17 protein-coding genes and 1 tRNA gene are annotated in these 16,993 nt (G+C 59.7%); 14 read left to right on the top strand and 4 right to left on the bottom strand.

Annotation, left to right across the window (positions count from 1 at the left end):
• Positions 1–97 precede the first annotated feature (97 nt).
• The 4 genes from yihA to rpmH form a co-directional block, all read right to left on the bottom strand.
• A complete protein-coding gene (gene yihA / locus AC1DNW_RS25910) occupies positions 98–751 on the bottom strand; it encodes a ribosome biogenesis GTP-binding protein YihA/YsxC (RefSeq protein WP_113298388.1) in 654 nt (217 codons plus the stop codon).
• Between the two features lie 129 nt (positions 752–880).
• Entirely contained in the window at positions 881–2,674 is a 1,794-nt protein-coding gene (yidC, locus tag AC1DNW_RS25905; RefSeq protein WP_477854797.1) for a membrane protein insertase YidC, read from the bottom strand.
• The gene (gene rnpA / locus AC1DNW_RS25900; protein WP_477854779.1) at positions 2,674–3,072 is read right to left on the bottom strand and encodes a ribonuclease P protein component; all 399 of its coding nucleotides are present in this window, start codon (positions 3,070–3,072) and stop codon (positions 2,674–2,676) included. The genes yidC and rnpA overlap by 1 nt, the downstream gene beginning before the upstream one ends.
• A 22-nt stretch (positions 3,073–3,094) precedes the next feature.
• Positions 3,095–3,229, bottom strand: coding sequence for a 50S ribosomal protein L34 (gene rpmH / locus AC1DNW_RS25895; protein WP_016552555.1), 135 nt, complete (start codon positions 3,227–3,229; stop codon positions 3,095–3,097).
• Positions 3,230–3,682: 453 nt separating this feature from the next.
• Between rpmH and AC1DNW_RS25890 the strand changes: the two genes are divergently transcribed.
• From AC1DNW_RS25890 to AC1DNW_RS25825, 14 genes are all read left to right on the top strand, one after another.
• Positions 3,683–5,674, top strand: a complete 1,992-nt coding sequence (locus tag AC1DNW_RS25890) for a methyl-accepting chemotaxis protein (RefSeq protein WP_477854778.1) — start codon at positions 3,683–3,685, stop codon at positions 5,672–5,674.
• Positions 5,675–5,827: 153 nt separating this feature from the next.
• Positions 5,828–7,348 (top strand): sensor histidine kinase, encoded by a 1,521-nt coding sequence (locus AC1DNW_RS25885; RefSeq protein WP_113298392.1) that lies wholly within the window; start codon positions 5,828–5,830, stop codon positions 7,346–7,348.
• Positions 7,349–7,471: 123 nt separating this feature from the next.
• A tRNA-Arg gene (locus tag AC1DNW_RS25880) sits at positions 7,472–7,548 on the top strand.
• Between the two features lie 428 nt (positions 7,549–7,976).
• Complete coding sequence (locus AC1DNW_RS25875) at positions 7,977–8,291, top strand: hypothetical protein (RefSeq protein WP_477854777.1); 315 nt, start codon at positions 7,977–7,979, stop codon at positions 8,289–8,291.
• 199 nt (positions 8,292–8,490) lie between these two features.
• Positions 8,491–8,862, top strand: a complete 372-nt coding sequence (locus AC1DNW_RS25870; protein ID WP_113298394.1) for a cell surface protein — start codon at positions 8,491–8,493, stop codon at positions 8,860–8,862.
• Between the two features lie 154 nt (positions 8,863–9,016).
• Complete coding sequence (locus AC1DNW_RS25865) at positions 9,017–9,292, top strand: hypothetical protein (RefSeq protein WP_113307041.1); 276 nt, start codon at positions 9,017–9,019, stop codon at positions 9,290–9,292.
• 68 nt (positions 9,293–9,360) lie between these two features.
• On the top strand, positions 9,361–9,732 hold the full coding sequence (locus AC1DNW_RS25860; RefSeq protein ID WP_162747151.1) for a hypothetical protein: 372 nt from the start codon (positions 9,361–9,363) through the stop codon (positions 9,730–9,732).
• Positions 9,733–9,734: 2 nt separating this feature from the next.
• Positions 9,735–10,394: a methyltransferase domain-containing protein gene (locus tag AC1DNW_RS25855; protein ID WP_113307039.1), complete on the top strand. Its 660-nt coding sequence runs from the start codon at positions 9,735–9,737 to the stop codon at positions 10,392–10,394.
• A 16-nt stretch (positions 10,395–10,410) separates the two neighbouring features.
• On the top strand, positions 10,411–11,061 hold the full coding sequence (locus AC1DNW_RS25850) for a TetR family transcriptional regulator (protein WP_477854776.1): 651 nt from the start codon (positions 10,411–10,413) through the stop codon (positions 11,059–11,061).
• 3 nt (positions 11,062–11,064) lie between these two features.
• Positions 11,065–11,727 carry an SDR family NAD(P)-dependent oxidoreductase gene (locus AC1DNW_RS25845; RefSeq protein ID WP_477854796.1) on the top strand — a complete coding sequence of 221 codons (663 nt, stop codon included), beginning with the start codon at positions 11,065–11,067 and terminating at the stop codon, positions 11,725–11,727.
• 26 nt (positions 11,728–11,753) lie between these two features.
• Complete coding sequence (locus AC1DNW_RS25840) at positions 11,754–12,635, top strand: aldo/keto reductase (protein ID WP_477854775.1); 882 nt, start codon at positions 11,754–11,756, stop codon at positions 12,633–12,635.
• 624 nt (positions 12,636–13,259) lie between these two features.
• Positions 13,260–14,537 carry an alpha/beta hydrolase gene (locus AC1DNW_RS25835; protein ID WP_113307036.1) on the top strand — a complete coding sequence of 426 codons (1,278 nt, stop codon included), beginning with the start codon at positions 13,260–13,262 and terminating at the stop codon, positions 14,535–14,537.
• A 77-nt stretch (positions 14,538–14,614) separates the two neighbouring features.
• Positions 14,615–15,865 (top strand): FAD-dependent oxidoreductase, encoded by a 1,251-nt coding sequence (locus tag AC1DNW_RS25830; RefSeq protein ID WP_113307035.1) that lies wholly within the window; start codon positions 14,615–14,617, stop codon positions 15,863–15,865.
• An 87-nt stretch (positions 15,866–15,952) separates the two neighbouring features.
• Complete coding sequence (locus AC1DNW_RS25825) at positions 15,953–16,990, top strand: 4-hydroxyproline epimerase (protein WP_113307034.1); 1,038 nt, start codon at positions 15,953–15,955, stop codon at positions 16,988–16,990.
• The last annotated feature ends 3 nt before the right edge of the window (positions 16,991–16,993 follow it).

Raw genomic sequence — 16,993 nt, 5'->3', positions numbered from 1 at the left:
GAAAAACAAAGACTTAAAGCGTGGCAAGCGAATCTGAAAGATTGCGACACGCTTCAAGTATCGGCAGAGGCAGGAGGCGTCCTTCGGGGCGCCTCTTTTATTTCCAGTTGGCGACACCGACCGTTTCGGCGATCGCCTGGCGCAGCTCGTCCAGCCCTTCGTTTTTTTCCGAAGAGGTGGAAAGCACGGCCGGATAGGCGGCCGGGCGCTTGCGGATTTTCTCTGCCGTTTCTGCGAGCAGCTTCGGCACGGCCGGCGCCTTGATCTTGTCCGTCTTGGTCAGCACGACCTGGTAGGAGACGGCCGCCTTGTCGAGCAGCGTCAGGACATCGTCGTCATTCTTCTTGATGCCGTGGCGGCTGTCGATCAGCACGTAGACACGCTTCAGCGTCGAGCGACCGCGCAGATAGTCGAAGACGAGCTTCGTCCAGTTATCCACCTGTTCCTTCGGTGCCTGCGCATAGCCATAGCCCGGCATGTCGACCAGCGCCATCGGCGGCAGGTCGCCGGCTTCGCCCGAATATCCATCCGGAACGAAGTAGTTGAGTTCCTGCGTGCGGCCGGGTGTGTTGGAGGTGCGGGCCAGACCTTTCTGGCCGACCAGCGCATTGATCAGCGAGGATTTGCCGACATTCGAGCGGCCGGCGAACGCTACTTCCAGCGGTCCTTCCGGCGGAAGGAACTTCATGGAAGGCACACCGCGAATGAAGATCCAGGGGTGGCCGAAGAGCGGCTTTGCGGTTTCAGGCATGCGAATTCTGCAATCTCCGGGTTCGGAATGAAACCGGCTTCGTGTTTTTAAGGCGGATTGTCAAGGTTCAGGCCACAAGGCGATCCGGCGGCCCGAAACAAAAAGCCCCGCCGAAGCGGGGCTTTTCGACTATTTCGATGGCGCCGGTTTTCGCTTGAACAGGCCCTTCAGATTGTCGAAGAGCTCGATCTTCACGCCGTGACGCCTCATGATCACCGACTGCTGCAGCACCGAGAGCGTATTGTTCCAGGCCCAGTAGATAACGAGGCCGGCCGGGAAGCTTGCCAGCATGAACATGAACACCAGCGGCATCCAGTTGAAGATCATGGCTTGCGTCGGGTCGGGCGGCGTCGGGTTCATGCGCATCTGCACGAACATGGTGACACCCATGATCAGCGGCCAGACGCCGAGATGCAGCAAGGCCGGTGCTTCGAAGGGCAGCAGGCCGAAGAGGTTGACGATCGTCGTCGGATCGGGTGCCGAAAGGTCCTTGATCCAGCCGAAGAACGGCGCATGGYGCATCTCGATGGTGATGTAGATCACCTTGTAGAGCGAGAAGAAGATCGGGATCTGCAGTGCAACCGGCCAGCAGCCGGCGATCGGATTGATCTTCTCTTCCTTGTAGAGCTGCATCGTCGCCTGCTGCAGGCCCATGCGGTCGTCGCCGAATTTTGCCTTCAGCTCTTCCATCTTCGGCTGCATGCGCTTCATGTTCGCCATCGAAGCGTACTGCTTGCTGGCGAGCGGGAAGAACAGCGCCTTGACGACGATGGTCGTGCAGAGGATCGCCACGCCGAAATTGCCGAAGTAGCGGAAGAAGAAGTCCATCAGCTTGAACATCGGCTGCGTGAGGAACCAGAACCAGCCCCAGTCAATCAGGCGATCGAAATTCGGGATGGAATATTTCGCTTCATATTCATCGACGACAGGCACTTCTTTGGCGCCGGCAAAGACGAGGTTCTTGACGTCGACCGTCGCTCCGGGAGCGATCGACAGGCCCTCGCCCTTGAAATCGGCCTGATAGCGCGGCTGACCGTCCGTGAAATGCGAGAAGCGGGAATCGAAGGGAACGGTCTGGCTCGGGATGAGAGCCGCAGCCCAATACTTGTCGGTAATGCCGATCCAGCCGCCAGTGACCTGCGGGTTGGACTGGTTTTCCTTTTCGATCGCCGTGTACTTGCTCTCGGAAATGCCGCTGCCTGCGCCGAGCACGCCGAGGAAGCCCTCATGCAGCACGTAGACCGAAGGCGTCGTCGGCTTGTTGTAGCGCGTCACGCGGCCATAATTGGACAAGGATACGGCGGCGTCGCCGCTATTGGTGATCTTGTCGACGACGGTGAACATGTAGCGGTCGTCGACGGAAATCGTCCGGCTAAAGGTCAGGCCCTTGTCGTTGGTATAGGTCAGCGTCACCGGCGTCTTTTCGGTGAGCTTTGCACCCTCAGGCGCGGTCCAGACGGTAGACGCGCCGGGAACGGCGCCTGTCGCGTCAGTGCCGATATAGCCGAACTCGGTGAAATAGCCGTCCTTGGTTTCAGCCGGCGAGAAGAGCGTGATGATCGGGCTCGAGTCATCGACGGTCTCGTGATAGCCCTTCAGCCTCAGGTCGTCGAGGCGCGCACCGGCGAGGTTGATGGAGCCGGAGAGGGCAGCCGTGTCGATTATGACGCGCGGCGACTTTGCAAGTGCTTCCTCGCGGGTAGCCGTCGCTGTGGCCTGACCGGTGGGAGCTGCGCCGTTCGGCTGCGCGCTTTGACCGCCGGCGGCAGGCTGTTGCGTCTGCTCGGTCTGCTGCTGTGCCTTCTGGGCTTCCTGAGCCTTGCGCTGAGCCTCGATGCGAGGGTTCATATAGAGGAATTGCCAGCCAAGGACGATCAGCACCGAGAGAGCGATCGCAATGAAGTAATTGCGGTTGTTTTGCATCATACGTTCCTGGGGCGCTCGTCTTTTGGGCGCCTGTGTTTCGGCCTGGTTTCCACGCGGGCTTTCAGTTCCGCGGCCAGTTCATCGAAKGACGCCGTCAATACGTCCCTGCGGGCGACAACCACATAGTCGTGTCCGGGCTGCATTGCAAACCCTGCATGAAKCCGCACCGCCTCTTTAAGGCGCCGCCGCATGCGGTTTCTTTCGACCGAGTTGCCATGTTTTTTGGTGACTGTGAAGCCGACGCGGGCTTCGCTTTCTTCCTTGCGGTTCAGCACCTCGAGAAGGAAGAGACTGCCGCGGCGCTTTTCGCCTTCGCGGACTGCAAGAAACTGCGGGCGGCTCTTGAGCCGCCCGGCAGTCTTTTTGTCTTCATTGGTCTTCAATTCGCCCGTCATGTTCTATCGGGCAATTCCGGCCTTAGGCCGAAAGACGCTTGCGGCCGCGTGCGCGGCGAGCAACGATGACCTTGCGGCCGCCCTTAGTGGCCATACGCGCACGGAAACCGTGGCGGCGCTTGCGAACAAGCTTCGAGGGCTGATAGGTACGCTTCATTTATTTTAACACCGCGGAGTGCGGCCCTTCTTGAATTTGCATAATGCAAGGAGCGTGGTTTTTCGAACGGGCGAGGTCATGAAGACCTGAAATGACCGGACGTGCGGCGGCTTATACGGATGAAGCCTGCCGAAGTCAATTATGACAGGCCGATTCGCTCCCGCGGCCCGGCGGGATAGTAAGATTTCGCACTCCGGTGTTAATGAATGCGACCGTTCACGATATGGTTGTATATTTCGTCCCAAAGCTTCAGCAAGCTTGCAGCCAGAGCTTTTATTCCTCGAAGATGCTCGAATCTTGACGGGGCATATCGTGCATCACAGTAAATATAGGTAATTTCTTGTAGCTGTTATTGTTAATATTCGAAATACAACATTAACGAATTTACCCGATCTTTCAGTGCATCGGCTGGGAATTTGCTTTCCGGGCATTGTGTGAAGCGAGGAGCGTTCGTTGAAAATTCGCGGCAAAATCAATCTTCTTGTGTCCGTCATGGGTGGCGTTGCGCTGTTGATCGGTGCCACTGCGCTGTCGGCGATGCGCGAGTACAACGCTAACCTGACGGCTTATGAGCATGCTGCGGCCCGTGCCTATGCCGGCGAACGCCTCAACCGCTTCGTCACCGCCGTCGTCATGGAATCGCGCGGCATCTATGCTGCAAAGAGCCTMGAACAGACACCTGCCTTTGCCAAGGGCCTGATGACCGATCTGGATGAGATCGACAAGGTCATCGCCGGTTGGACGCCGCTTGTGCCTGACAGCCAGAAGGATTCCTTCACCAAGCTTGTGGACCGTGCCAAGGAGTTCCGAACCTTCCGCACCGAGACGGCTCGCCTCGGCACGCAGGTCAGCCCGCAGGCGGCCAACGAACAGGGCAACAACGACGCCAACCGCGCGAACCGCAAGGCCTTCCAGGCCGAGATCGACGCGATCGTCAACACCGACAAGGCCGAGCTGACGGCCGTCAACGATCAGATCGAGGATTTCCGCAGCTGGATCCTGATGCTGGTGCTGAGCATCACCGGCATCGGCATCGCAGTCGGCGTTGGCATGGGCATGTACATCGGCACCAGCCACCTGAGCCGGMCTATCAAGAAGGTGACGCAGGCGATCAAGGACGTCGCGGACGGCAATTTCCAGGCGGAAGTGCCCTTCGCTGGTCGCAAGGACGAAATCGGCGAGATGGCAGCTGCCGTCGCCATCTTCAAGGAAAACGGTCTCGTCATCCAGCGCATGAACGCCCAGGAAGCGGCGATGCGTGCAAAGAGCGATGACCTTCAGTCCAGCATGTCGGTCGTCGTCGCGGCCGCAGCCGCCGGCGATTTCAGCCACCGTATCAGCAAGGATTATGAGGACGAGAGCCTCAACCAGTTCGCCGGCAATATCAATCGGCTGCTGTCGAGCGTTGATGCCGGCGTCGACGAAACCCGCCGCGTCATTGCAAGCCTTGCTGACGGTGACCTGACGCAGAGCATGCGCGGCGAGTTCCAGGGTGCCTTTGCCGAACTGCAGAAAAACGTCAACAACACGTTCGTGACGCTGCAGACGACCATGCGCGAGGTGCGCGAGACAACCGAAGCGATCAACGGCAATACCAACGAACTCCGGAACGCCAGCGACGATCTTTCCAAGCGCACGGAACAGCAGGCTGCAGCACTTGAGGAAACCTCCGCTGCTCTCGATGAAATCACTGCCGTCGTTCAGAATTCGACCGAACGCGCCCAGGAAGCGACCATCATGGTCTCCGAGGCGAAGGACAATGCCGGCCGCTCCGGCGTCGTGGTCCGCAACGCTGTCGATGCGATGGGCCGTATCGAACAGGCCTCCCGCGAAATCAGCCAGATCATCAACGTCATCGATGAGATCGCCTTCCAGACCAACCTGCTGGCATTGAATGCCGGCGTCGAGGCCGCCCGCGCCGGTGAAGCCGGTAAGGGCTTCGCTGTCGTGGCCCAGGAAGTGCGCGAACTTGCGCAGCGCTCGGCAACGGCTGCCAAGGACATCAAGGCGCTCATCACCAAGTCCGGCGATGAGGTGCAGGTCGGCGTCAAGCTGGTTCAGGCGACGGGTGAGGCGCTCTCCGAGATCGAGACGCGGGTCATCGCCATCAACGATCATATCCATTCGATCGCGACTGCGGCAAAGGAGCAGTCGACCGGCCTCAAGGAAGTCAATACCGCCGTCAACCAGATGGATCAGGTTACCCAGCAGAACGCCGCAATGGTCGAAGAAACCTCGGCTGCGACCCACAAGCTGTCAGCCGAAGCCGACGGCCTCGTGCGCCTCATCTCCCGCTTCAAGGTCTCGAATGATGCACAGGTGGCGGTCGCCCGCCAGCAGCATCACCAGCCGGTCGCCTCACCGGCGCGTCGCGCGGTCGCTCGCGTTGCGCGTGCCTTCGGCGGCAATACCGCCGCTGCGGAGCAGAGCTGGGAAGAGTTCTGATCATAGTCCTGAACGCTATCGGAGCGCCGCCTGTGGGCGGCGCTTTCGTTTGTGACGACTTGCCGCTGCTCGCAAAGATTTGAAAGCGGACCGTTCTGGTCTAATATAAGAGCTCATGCTGATGGCGGCCTTTCGCCGCACGGACAAGATGAGATGCCGGTTCAAGACCAGGGCGAGACTTCCAAAGCGGAAAACATCGCGGCCGGTGAGGCTGCCAAGGGTTCTTATCCGCGCGCTGGCATGTTCAGCCGCCTTTCCGGCAAGCTGCTCTGGCTCACCGTTTTCTTCATTATGCTGGCAGAGATCCTGATCTTCTTTCCCTCGATTGCGAGCATGCGCGTGCGCTGGCTCGAGGACCGGCTGAATACGGCCGCGGCCGCGGCAATCGTCATCGACGGCCTGCAGCCGGTGGAACTCCCGCGCGCGCTGCAGAAGGAGACGCTGGAGGCGACCGGCACCAAGGCGATTGTGCTGCGCAAGGACGGCACTTCCCGCCTGCTTGCCATGAGCGATATGCCGACTTCGGTCGATGAATCCTACGATCTGAGCGATATCCCGCCATTGACTGCGATGCGCGATGCGCTGGACACGATGATCTTCGGCGGCAACCGCATGATCCGCGTCTATGGCGCAGTCGGCGAGACCAATACCGGCGTCGAAGTGGTCATGAAAGACCGGCCATTGCGCAAGGCAATGTTCGTCTATGCCCGCAACGTGCTGCTATTGTCGGTCCTGATCTCGCTCTTTACCGCGACGCTGATCTTCTTTGCCATCAACCGCATTCTCATTCGCCCGATTCGCAGATTGACGGGCAGCATGCAGCAATTCGCCTCCGATCCCGAAAATCCGCAGCGTGTCTATGTCGGCGATGGCGGCCGTGACGAACTGGCCGTTGCCGGCCGCAACCTCACCTCCATGCAGCTCGAACTGCAGAAGACGCTGAAGCAGCAGAGAAACCTCGCGGCACTCGGGCTGGCGGTCTCCAAGATCAACCACGACATGCGCAACATTCTGGCATCCGCCCAGCTCATGTCCGACCGCCTTGTCGATGTCGACGATCCCATGGTGAAGAGCTTCGCGCCGAAGCTGCTGCGCACCATCGATCGCGCCGTCGGCTACACGACCGAAGTCCTTTCCTACGGCAAGGCAACCGAATCGGCACCACGCCGCCGCCGCATCCGCCTTTATGAGCTGGTGCAGGAGGTGAAGGACATCCTCGCCATCGAACCACAAAGCAGCGTCGAGTTCATCGAGCAGATGGGGCTGGATCTCGAAGTGGATGCCGATAGCGAGCAATTGTTCCGCATCATCCACAATCTCTGCCGCAACGCCCTGCAGGCGCTGACCTCGCCGGGTGAGGAGGGGGCTGTGATCGTCAGGCGCATCACGGTCGCCGCCCAGCGCGTCGGYAGCGTCGTCAGCATCACGGTGGACGATACAGGCCCCGGCATGCCGCTGAAAGCGCGCCAGAACCTGTTTGCGGCCTTCCGCGGCTCGGCACGCTCCGGCGGCACCGGTCTCGGCCTCACCATTGCTCGTGAGCTGGTGCTGGCCCATGGCGGCACCATCGCGCTTGTGGAAAAGCCTTCGGTCGGCACGCAGTTCCGCATCGAAATTCCGGATCGCCCTGTTTCACTGGAAGATTACCGCAGCCGGTCGCACGCCGAAAAGTGATGCAATTTCCGCAAGGGAGCCTTGCCGAACCAAAGTCGCGATTTTTTTCGAATTGCTCTTGCATTGCCCGAAAAGACCCTTTAGAGAACCGCCCACGCAAGCGGCTCGGCCGCCACTGCAGACGCACCCGTAGCTCAGCTGGATAGAGCACCAGACTACGAATCTGGGGGTCAGGAGTTCGAATCTCTTCGGGTGCGCCATTTCTTCCAATTACCTCTGAACGAAACCTGACGTCAGCTTCTTCGCATTGGAAGCCGGCGATAGAAGTGTCATCGTTGATCCTTGTCGCCGCCCCTGGGGCTGACATAGCCGGTTGTCGCGAGCTGGTCGGCTACCGGCGCCAACAGCGCCTGCCTGATTCCTGTCACACCGTATTGACGATGTCAGATAGCCCGGTGCAAACGCGATGGCGGCGACCGCGGTCGAAGCCTCTTCTTCCTGAACAACTGTCATCTTGAGGCTCCGGTGCAGATGGACCGCGGCCGAACATCCATTCTAGGGCCGGCCTCGAGATCTGGTGTCCGCCACAATACATGGGCGCCGCACCCTCATGCCTAGCTTCGCGCAACCTTCGGCGTCTATCTGCGGAAGCGATGGATTGTTTCAGGCAAAGCGGCCGGAGGGTTGGATGAAGACGAGAATCGGTGGTGTAGTAGGTCTCGTCATGATGATGGCGGCCCTTGCCGGCTGTATTGACCGTGCCAATGCGCCGGTGCTCGTGCCGGTCGCTTCGCCCGTCAATCCGMCTGGTRTCACTCACGCCCTTTGTATGTCCGATGCCAACGCCATGTACGACGAGGCGAACAAGCAGTATGACCTGCGTGCGCAGATGACCGGCCACCGCGATGCCGTGGAACGGGAAACCAATGCGAGCGGCGCCGCCCATCGGCAATACCGCTCCTGCGTCGCAAGCCAAGGCTACCGTCCTTTGTACGCCAATTGAGAACAGTGAATTCACGCACCCGATGAATTGCCGCAGGTGACTGCTCGCGCGGCTTTGTAAATCGCACTTTTTTATTTTTTGTCTCTTCCAGTCACGCCGGATCGCCTGCAATCACGAGTTTAGGAAGCTGCGTGTGATGGTGGAACTTCGCCCGTATCGAACGCATTTTTCATAGGCAAACCCAGAAGGAGGGTTTCTCATGAAAATGCTCAATATGGCTCCGTCCGCCTTTGCGCTCAGCGCTCTTCTCGCCCTCTCGTCTACCGTTACAGCGCTGGCGGCGCCCGTTCAGCAGACCCAGATCCCCGTCCCCTCGAACGTGGAAATGGTGCAATATAAAGCACATGCCGCTTATTGGCATGGCTATCGTGGCTCCGCTACGGAACGCCCCGGGACCCGCCGTCATTCGGACGGCTTCTGGTATCCGCTTGCTGCGTTCGGCGTCGAAGCCGGCACCACGGGCTCGATTGTCCCCAAACCCGAGAACCGCCCCGAACCTAAGACTATGTGCAATCCTGAATTTAGTGGATCGATCGGCCCCGGCAGCATGCCTTGTGATAACGGCTATTGAGCCGGCAAAGAAAAGGCGGCGAAAAGCCGCCTTTTTCTTTCGCGGTGCCGAATCTCACGTATCCGTGATCGCTGTTGCAGCGCAGTAGAATATGACAATTTCGCTTCCTAGCTCCTTGGCGTAAACTCCAACAATCCTCCCAAGGAGAGATGAAATGATCAACGTATTGAAGAATGGTCTCGTGGCTGTAGCCTTAGGCGCAATCATCAGCGTTTCGGCTTTCGCATCTGCCAACGCAGCTTCGGCTCAACAGCAGCAGATCGTAAAGCAGCACAAGAACACCAACGCTCGCAACGAGCCCCGCACGACCGGTTCGGTCAACGGCGCATCCCGAAGCTCCGCGCCTTACCAGTACAGCCCGAAGAAGACGCTCAACATGGCTTGCGGCCTGCGCTTCAATCCGACCAGCAGCTCGGGTTGCAACTACTAAGGCAGTCTGAAGGCATAAGGCGGAGGGGAATGGGACTGACGTCCCTGCCGCGAAAGAGGGCAGCCTTCATGGCTGCCTTTTCGTTCCAGGAAAGCCTCGGTCACGGTGTCAGAGGAAAGGCCGGTCAGATCTTCGCAGACCTGCCACAGCTTTCACCAGACCGTCTTTTCCTGCGCTATGCGAACGATCAATTTGCCGACACGCTTCTGCCAGCTCAGCCCCGTACGCAGGCTGACTGTTCGCGCTTAACTGGAATGGGCAACGGTGCCCACCAGATTTATTGCACTAATTGCAAAAATGCATTAGATATAAAAATACACGAAATGTTGTTGGAAACAGGCATGCGCGAAAACCATGGATTGACGGGGCTGCCTTTGAATTGCCATGCTGCAGGAGATCGTCGCATCGATAGTCAATCGCATTTCAGACGGGTGGGATAATCATGATCGCAAACAGTGCATTCTCCGATTTCATGCATTTTTTCCGTTCGTGGCTGAGCAACCCGCTGAGGGTAGCCGCCATCGCGCCCTCCGGTGACTCGCTCGCGCGCATCATGACCAGCGAGATCGCTGCTCTGGATGGTCCGATCATCGAGCTCGGTCCGGGTACCGGTGTCTTTACCCGCGCGCTGCTTGCGCGCGGCATCAGCGAGTGCGACCTGACGCTCATCGAATACGGTCCCGAGTTCATCGGGTCGCTTCAGAAGCGCTTCCCCGATGCGCGTGTCCTGCAGATGGACGCCGGCCATCTGGCACAGGCCAATATTTTCGAGGGTGAACCCGTCGGTGCCGTCGTCAGCGGTCTGCCGCTTCTTTCCATGTCACCGCGCAAGATCGCCTCGATCCTTGCCGGGGCCTTCGTCTATATGCGGGCCGGCGGCGCCTTTTATCAGTTTACCTATGGGCCGCGTTGTCCCGTGCCGCGTCCGATCCTCGACCGTCTGGGCCTGAAGGCGACGCGTATCGGCGGCACGGTTAGAAACCTGCCGCCAGCCTCCGTCTATCGGATTTCACGCCGCAGGCCGCTTGAGCTCTCGCGTGAGCGCTTCAAATTTCGTAGCAGCGGAGTGGATATGGAGGTTGCCGCTGAAGCGGACGACTGAATGACAGCCGATGGAAATGACTGAGAAGAAACAGCCTGAAGCCGTCGAGGGCAGGCGTGAGCGCAAGCGTCGCCAGACCCGCGAGCGCATCGAACAGGCAGCGATGACCCTCTTCATGGAGCGCGGCTTCGACGCGACCACCATCGAGGAGATCACCGAGGCAGCTGATGTCTCGAAGCGCAGTTTCTTCGATTATTTCCCGTCGAAGGAAGAGGTCGTCTTCGCCTGGCAGGATTCATTCGCTGATCGCCTGATGGCGGCGATTGCCGCACGTCCGGCCGGCGAATCCCCCGTCAAGGCCGTCGAGGAAGCCCTTATCGTCACTGTAACCGCCTCGGCTGACGAGCGCGCTCTTGCGCTCAGTGAACTGATCCATTGCACCCCAACCCTCAAGGCCCGTGATCAGCTCAAATATGCCAAGCTGGAGCAGAAGCTGACCGAGGCGCTGATTACTCGCAGCGGCGGCGATCCGCGTGCACGCGCGCGCATGCGCTTGCTTTCGGCTGTTGTCATCGGCGCGCTGCGCGTTGGCGGAGAGCTGTGGCAGCAGCGCGTGGCAGGTACTTCGAMCGAAAGCATCTCGATGGAAGCCTTTGCACGCGAGATCTTTGGTGAGCTCTGGAAGATGCTGGCCGAATTCGGTGAAGAAGCAAAATCCCGGCTCTAGGTAATTCCACGCCTGGACGATCACTCTTTCTGTTGTGGTGCTTCCGATCGGTCCTCTCGCAGGAAAGTCGATGAGGCGCGCAGCTTCGCCGGATATGGCCATGAAGACCTCGTCCAGGAATCGACGATGGAAGAGCTGCATCAGTTTGAGGCCAACATTTTCGGTCCGGTAGCTGTCATGCAGTCGGTCCTGCCCTATATGCGCAAGCGCCGCAGCGACCATATCTACAATATCACCTCGATGGGCGGGATCATCACCATGCCGGGCATCGCTTTCCATCATGCCAGCAAGTTCGCCCTCGAGGGCATTTCCGAAAACCTCGGCAGCGAGATCAAGAGCGTTGGGATTCACGTGACCGGCATCGAACCCGGTGGCTTCCGCACTGATTGGGCCGGCCGCTCGATGATGCGTGCTGAGCGCTCGCTCGCCGATTGTGATGAGGTCTTTGAGCCGCGGCGCCAGCGCCGCCTCGAACGCAACGGTAACCAGCCGGGCGATCCGAAAAAGGCAGCTGCCGCGATGCTGAGGCTCATTGCATCCGACAATCCGCCAGCCCATCTGTTGCTTGGGGGTGACGCGATCAGCCTCGTTCCTGAGAAGCTCGGCTATCTCAAGACCGAATTCGACGCCTGGGAGCAGGTCTCCAGCTCCACCGATTTTGAGTGATTTATTGACCAAGAGAGGAAAAGACGATGAGCGATTACAATGCAGCGAAATCCGGTACCTTCAAGATCGGTGGCGATCTGGAAGTCAATCGCCTCGGCTTCGGGGCCATGCGCATTACCGGCGATGGCATCTGGGGCAATCCTGTCGACCACGATGAATCGATCCGTACCCTGAAGCGTTTGCCGGAACTCGGCGTCAACTTCATCGATACGGCTGATTCCTATGGTCCTGACGTTTCCGAATGGCTGATCAAGGAAGCGCTTCATCCCTACAAGAAAGGCCTCGTCGTCGCCACCAAGGGCGGTCTGACGCGCCACKGTCCGAATATCTGGCTGCCGCTCGGCCGTCCGGAATATCTGATCCAGCAGGTGCACAAGAGCCTGCGCAATCTCGGTGTCGAGCAGATAGATCTCTGGCAGCTTCACCGCATCGATCCGAAGGTTCCGGCCAAGGAACAGTTCGACACGATCAAGTCGCTGCTCGATTCCGGCCTCATCCGCCATGCGGGCTTGAGCGAAGTCTCGGTTGCCGATATCGAAGCAGCCTCCAAGGTCTTCAAAGTTGCTACGGTCCAGAACCGCTACAACCTCGTCGACCGCACCAGCGAGGATGTGCTCGACTATTGCGCCAAGCACAATATCGGCTTCATCCCCTGGTATCCGCTGGCGGCGGGCGATCTTGCAAAGCCAGGCTCGCTGCTCGATACGATCGCCAAGAAGCATAATGCGGCCCCGAGCCAGATCGCGCTGGACTGGGTGCTGAAGCGCAGCCCTGTCATGCTGCCGATCCCCGGCACGTCCAAGGTCAAGCACCTGGAAKAAAACGTCGCTGCCGTTGACATCACGCTGTCGGACGAAGAGTTCACCGCGCTCGACGCAGAAGGCAAGAAGCTCTTCAAGGCCGCCTGATAAGCATGAAATCACGCATGGAAGGGCCGCGGTTTCAGCCGCGGCCGTTTTCGTTTCGCGCCGCGCCGTCATTTCCCGCGTGACATCGAGAAAGGGCGCGCAGCGTTGGCAGCGCGTCCCGGTGGCCCGAATAATGGAGGCAGGGCTCGGGAAGTATGTCATCCGGTCTGTCGCKAGACATGGCTCCCACATTTTGCGACCAAATCTGTGTGGATTTCATATGCGGGCACAATTTGCGAAATAATTTGACCATCTGATCAAAGGTGCCGCAAAATGAGGCGCGCACATGATGCCGRCGAGGCAAGCATTGCGCCCAATGCATTGCTGCATTGCGGTAATTTCGCTATTCTCCATCAAATGAATTGGGTATTAATGATCTCGAAGGCAGCGCACTCCTCCTCCCAGCGCTCCTTCATCGGACTGACAACACTCCTCCTCCCAGTTGTCAGTCAGGATCAAGAGCCCGATGCACCTCCTCCCGCGTCGGGCTCTTTTCTATTCCGGATCATTTTTTCCCAAACCTTCGTAAAATTGACTCCGTCCCTGGCCTCGGACTATCTGGAGGCGCGCGGCAAGCGCATGTCGGTGGCTTGGCGCGATGACGCCTGAACCTGCGGAGAAGTCATGATCGGCAGATGCGGCGTTTCTCGCAAAGCCCTTGCAACCCTACTTGTCCTGTGCGTCGGCCTCGCTTCCTGCGGGCGGCCGATCGGTGTCATGCAGGCGGCCGGCACGGTTCCACCGGGTACGTCGCGAGTCGATCTGCTGGTGGCGACAACGCGCGCTGCCGATGAAAATCCGGCCGTGCTCTTCTCCGGCGAGCGCGGCACCGGGCTGAGGGTCGATGCCGTCGATGTCTCCATTCCACCGGAAGCCAATCGCAAGGCCGGGCAAGTGCAATGGCCTCGTCGTCTGCCCGCCAATCCTCTCAAGGATTTCGTCACCGTCGCGGTCGATCCGCTGGATGGGGAGAAAGCGGGAGAGGGCTGGCTGAGGACGCATATGCCAAAAAGCAAGCGGGTCCTCATCTTCGTCCATGGCTTCAACAATCGCTATGAGGATGCGGTCTATCGATTCGCGCAGATCGTCCATGATTCGCATGCCGATGTTGCGCCCGTCGTTTTCACCTGGCCCTCGCGCGCCAGCATTTTCGACTATAACTACGACAAGGAAAGCACCAACTATTCGCGCGATGCGCTGGAAGAGTTGCTGCGGCGCACGGCCAACAATCCGGCGGTGGCCGATATCACAGTCATGGCCCACTCCATGGGCACGTGGCTGACGGTAGAGGCTCTTCGCCAGATGGCGATCCGCGACGGACACGTTGCCTCGAAGATCAACAATGTCATTCTTGCCTCGCCGGATCTCGATGTCGATGTGTTCGGCCGACAGTTCCAGAGCCTCGGCAAGGACAAGCCGCATTTCACCATCTTCGTCTCGCAGGACGACCGGGCGCTGGCGCTCTCCCGCCGCATCTCGGGCAATGTCGATCGCCTCGGCCAGATCGATCCCTCCGCCGAACCCTATCGCAGCAAACTGGAAGCGGCGGGCATCACCGTGCTCGATCTCACCAAGCTGAAGACCGGCGATCGCCTGAACCATGGCAAGTTTGCCGAAAGCCCAGAAGTGGTGAAGCTCATCGGCGATCGGCTGATTGCCGGCCAGACAATTACGGATTCCGAAGTGGGCCTCGGCGAGGCGGTTGGCGCCGTTGCTATCGGCGCTGCCCAGACGGCCGGCAGTGCGGTCAGCCTTGCCGTCAGCACACCGATTGCCATCTTCGATCCCCGCACCCGCCGCAACTACGATGCTCAGGTGCGCCGTCTCGGCCAGTCGATGAACAATACTGTAGGTTCCGTGGGCGATAGTGTMGGCGCCGGGGTGCCGGAAACCGCTCAGTAAAAAACCATAGGCATTCGCCTCGTTGTGATATATCACACCTCGAACGGCATTCGACTCTGCCGTGCGGTGGGTAAGACATGGCGAATGAAATCAATAAGACGGTGGCTGTCGTCGGCGCCGGTGTGGTCGGCGCTTCGATTGCTTTCGAGCTGCAGCGGCGCGGTTATCAGGTCACTTTAATCGACAAGGGCGAGCCGGGCAGGGGAACCTCCTACGGCAATATGGCGAGCATCGCGCTCGACTTCGCAGCAGGCTCCGGTCCTTCAACCTGGAAGAAACTGCCGCGCTGGCTGATCGATCCGGAAGGCCCGGTCTGGTTGCGGCCGTCCTATGCGCCGAAAATCCTGCCATGGTTCCTGCGTTTCCTCGCTGCCGGCCGCCCCTCGCGCCTGAGAGAGATCGAGGATGCGGGCATGAGCCTCTCCAAAATTGCTCTCGGTGATATCAGCGCCATGCTCGATGCCGTTGGCGCTCCTGAGTTGATGACCGAGGAAGGCTGCCTGGCGATCTACGAAACCGAGGCCGAATTCGATGCGGATCGCGGTCACCTCGAATTGATGCGGCGCTATGGCATGGAATTCGAGGTGCTGAGCAACGGTGCCATCCAGTATTACGAGCCGACCCTTTCGCCGAAAATCGCCAAGGCCGTGCTGTTGCCGGACAACAAGTCGATCCGCGATCCCTACAAGCTTGTCGTGAAGCTCACTGACGCCGCAAAGGCTGCAGGCGCAAGCTTCGTTTCCGGGCAAGTCAAGGCCGTGGAGCGCAAGGGCGATGGCAAGACAGTCGTCCACCTCGAAAATGGCAATCGCATCGAAGCCGATAAGGTCATCCTCGCGGCCGGTGTCCATACGCGCTTCCTTGCGGCTGCCCTTGGCGAGCCGATCCCGCTCGAAACCGAGCGCGGCTACCATACGCAGATCATGCAGCCCGGCATTTCCATGCGCTATTCGGTGATCTGGCCGCATCGCGCCTTCATGGTCACGCCGACGGCCGGCGGCATCCGCGTTGGCGGCAACGTCGAGCTGGCCGGGCTGACGGCCGCGCCCGATTTCCGTCGTCCGCGCGCGCTGGTGCGCCATGCGCAGCGTATCCTGCCCGATCTCCAGGTTCAGGACACCAGCGAATGGATGGGCCATCGCCCGGCGCTGCCGGATACGATCCCGATCATCTCGCCCTCTTCGAAAATACCTGGCGTCTTCTATGCGACCGGCCACGGCCATCTCGGTCTGACCTATTCGGCAACGACAGCGCGGCTGATCGCGGATATGGTGGCCGGCGTCAAAACATCAGTTGATATCAAGCCATTCCGCATCAACAGGTACTAGGGCTGTCGCGCCGGCGCCTTCGTCACCGGGAAAAATATCCGCGTCGATGGCGGCATCACGCGTCACGTCCGATTTGGAGTTTGAAAGATGAGATGGAAGCGTACGATCCAGCTTCTGGATGTTCATGCTGAAGGTGAAATCGGCAAGGTCGCGATCGGCGGCGTGCCGAAGATCCCCGGCGAAACGGTCGCCGCCCAGCTTCACTGGCTGAATACCGATCCGAAGGGCCAGGAGCTTCGCCGCTTCCTCTGCCTTGAGCCGCGCGGCGCGCCGATCGGCTCGGTCAACCTGCTCCTGCCGCCGAAACATCCGGATGCGGATGCGGCCTTCATCATCCTGCAGCCCGATCAGGCGCATGCGAGTTCCGGCTCGAACTCCATCTGTGTCACGACTGCCCTCCTGGAAGCCGGCATCGTCGAGATGAAGGAACCGGAAACCGTCGTGACGCTGGAAACCGCCGCCGGCCTGGTCAAGGCGACGGCCACCTGCCGCGACGGCCGCTGCGAGAAGGTGAAACTCACCATGGTGCCGTCCTTCGTCCACGAGCTGGATGTCGAGATCGAAACGCCGCATTGGGGAAAGATCAAGGCCGACATCTGCTATGGCGGCATCTTTTACGCGCTGGTCGATGTCGGGCAGATCAATTTGACGATCGAGAAGGCCAATGCTGCAGCACTCGTACAGGCCGGCATGATCCTCAAGGACCTCATCAACCGCAATATCCATGTCGTGCATCCGGAAATCCCGGCAATCTCGGGCGTGGCCTATGTCATGTTCCGCGATCTGGAGGCAGACGGCACGGTGCGCACCTGCACCACCATGTGGCCGGGCAGAGCCGACCGCTCGCCCTGCGGTACAGGTAACTCGGCCAATCTCGCCACCCTCTACGCGCGCGGGAAGGCCAAGATTGGCGATGTCTTCAAGTCGAAGTCGATCATCGGCTCGGAATTCGAGGTTGGCCTGCAGGGACTGACGGAAGTGGCCGGCAAGCCCGCCGTCATTCCGACGATCACTGGCCGCGGTTTCACCTTCGGACTGTCGCAGGTTGCACTTGACCCCTTCGACCCGCATCCGGGCGGCTTTGCGCTGACGGATGTCTGGGGTCCCTCGGCGGGCGAAATCTGATCG

This window comes from Rhizobium sp. 05L429 (genome assembly GCF_056397645.1).
This window is presented reverse-complemented; position numbering and strand designations above follow the sequence as displayed.

Excerpts from the sequence above, each read along its gene's own strand:
- yihA (WP_113298388.1), bottom strand. The coding sequence starts at position 751 with ATGCCTGAAACCGCAAAGCCGCTCTTCGGCCACCCCTGGATCTTCATT.
- rpmH (WP_016552555.1), bottom strand. The coding sequence starts at position 3,229 with ATGAAGCGTACCTATCAGCCCTCGAAGCTTGTTCGCAAGCGCCGCCAC.
- AC1DNW_RS25870 (WP_113298394.1), top strand. The coding sequence starts at position 8,491 with ATGAAAATGCTCAATATGGCTCCGTCCGCCTTTGCGCTCAGCGCTCTT.
- AC1DNW_RS25865 (WP_113307041.1), top strand. The coding sequence starts at position 9,017 with ATGATCAACGTATTGAAGAATGGTCTCGTGGCTGTAGCCTTAGGCGCA.
- AC1DNW_RS25860 (WP_162747151.1), top strand. The coding sequence starts at position 9,361 with ATGGCTGCCTTTTCGTTCCAGGAAAGCCTCGGTCACGGTGTCAGAGGA.
- AC1DNW_RS25855 (WP_113307039.1), top strand. The coding sequence starts at position 9,735 with ATGATCGCAAACAGTGCATTCTCCGATTTCATGCATTTTTTCCGTTCG.
- AC1DNW_RS25830 (WP_113307035.1), top strand. The coding sequence starts at position 14,615 with ATGGCGAATGAAATCAATAAGACGGTGGCTGTCGTCGGCGCCGGTGTG.
- AC1DNW_RS25825 (WP_113307034.1), top strand. The coding sequence starts at position 15,953 with ATGAGATGGAAGCGTACGATCCAGCTTCTGGATGTTCATGCTGAAGGT.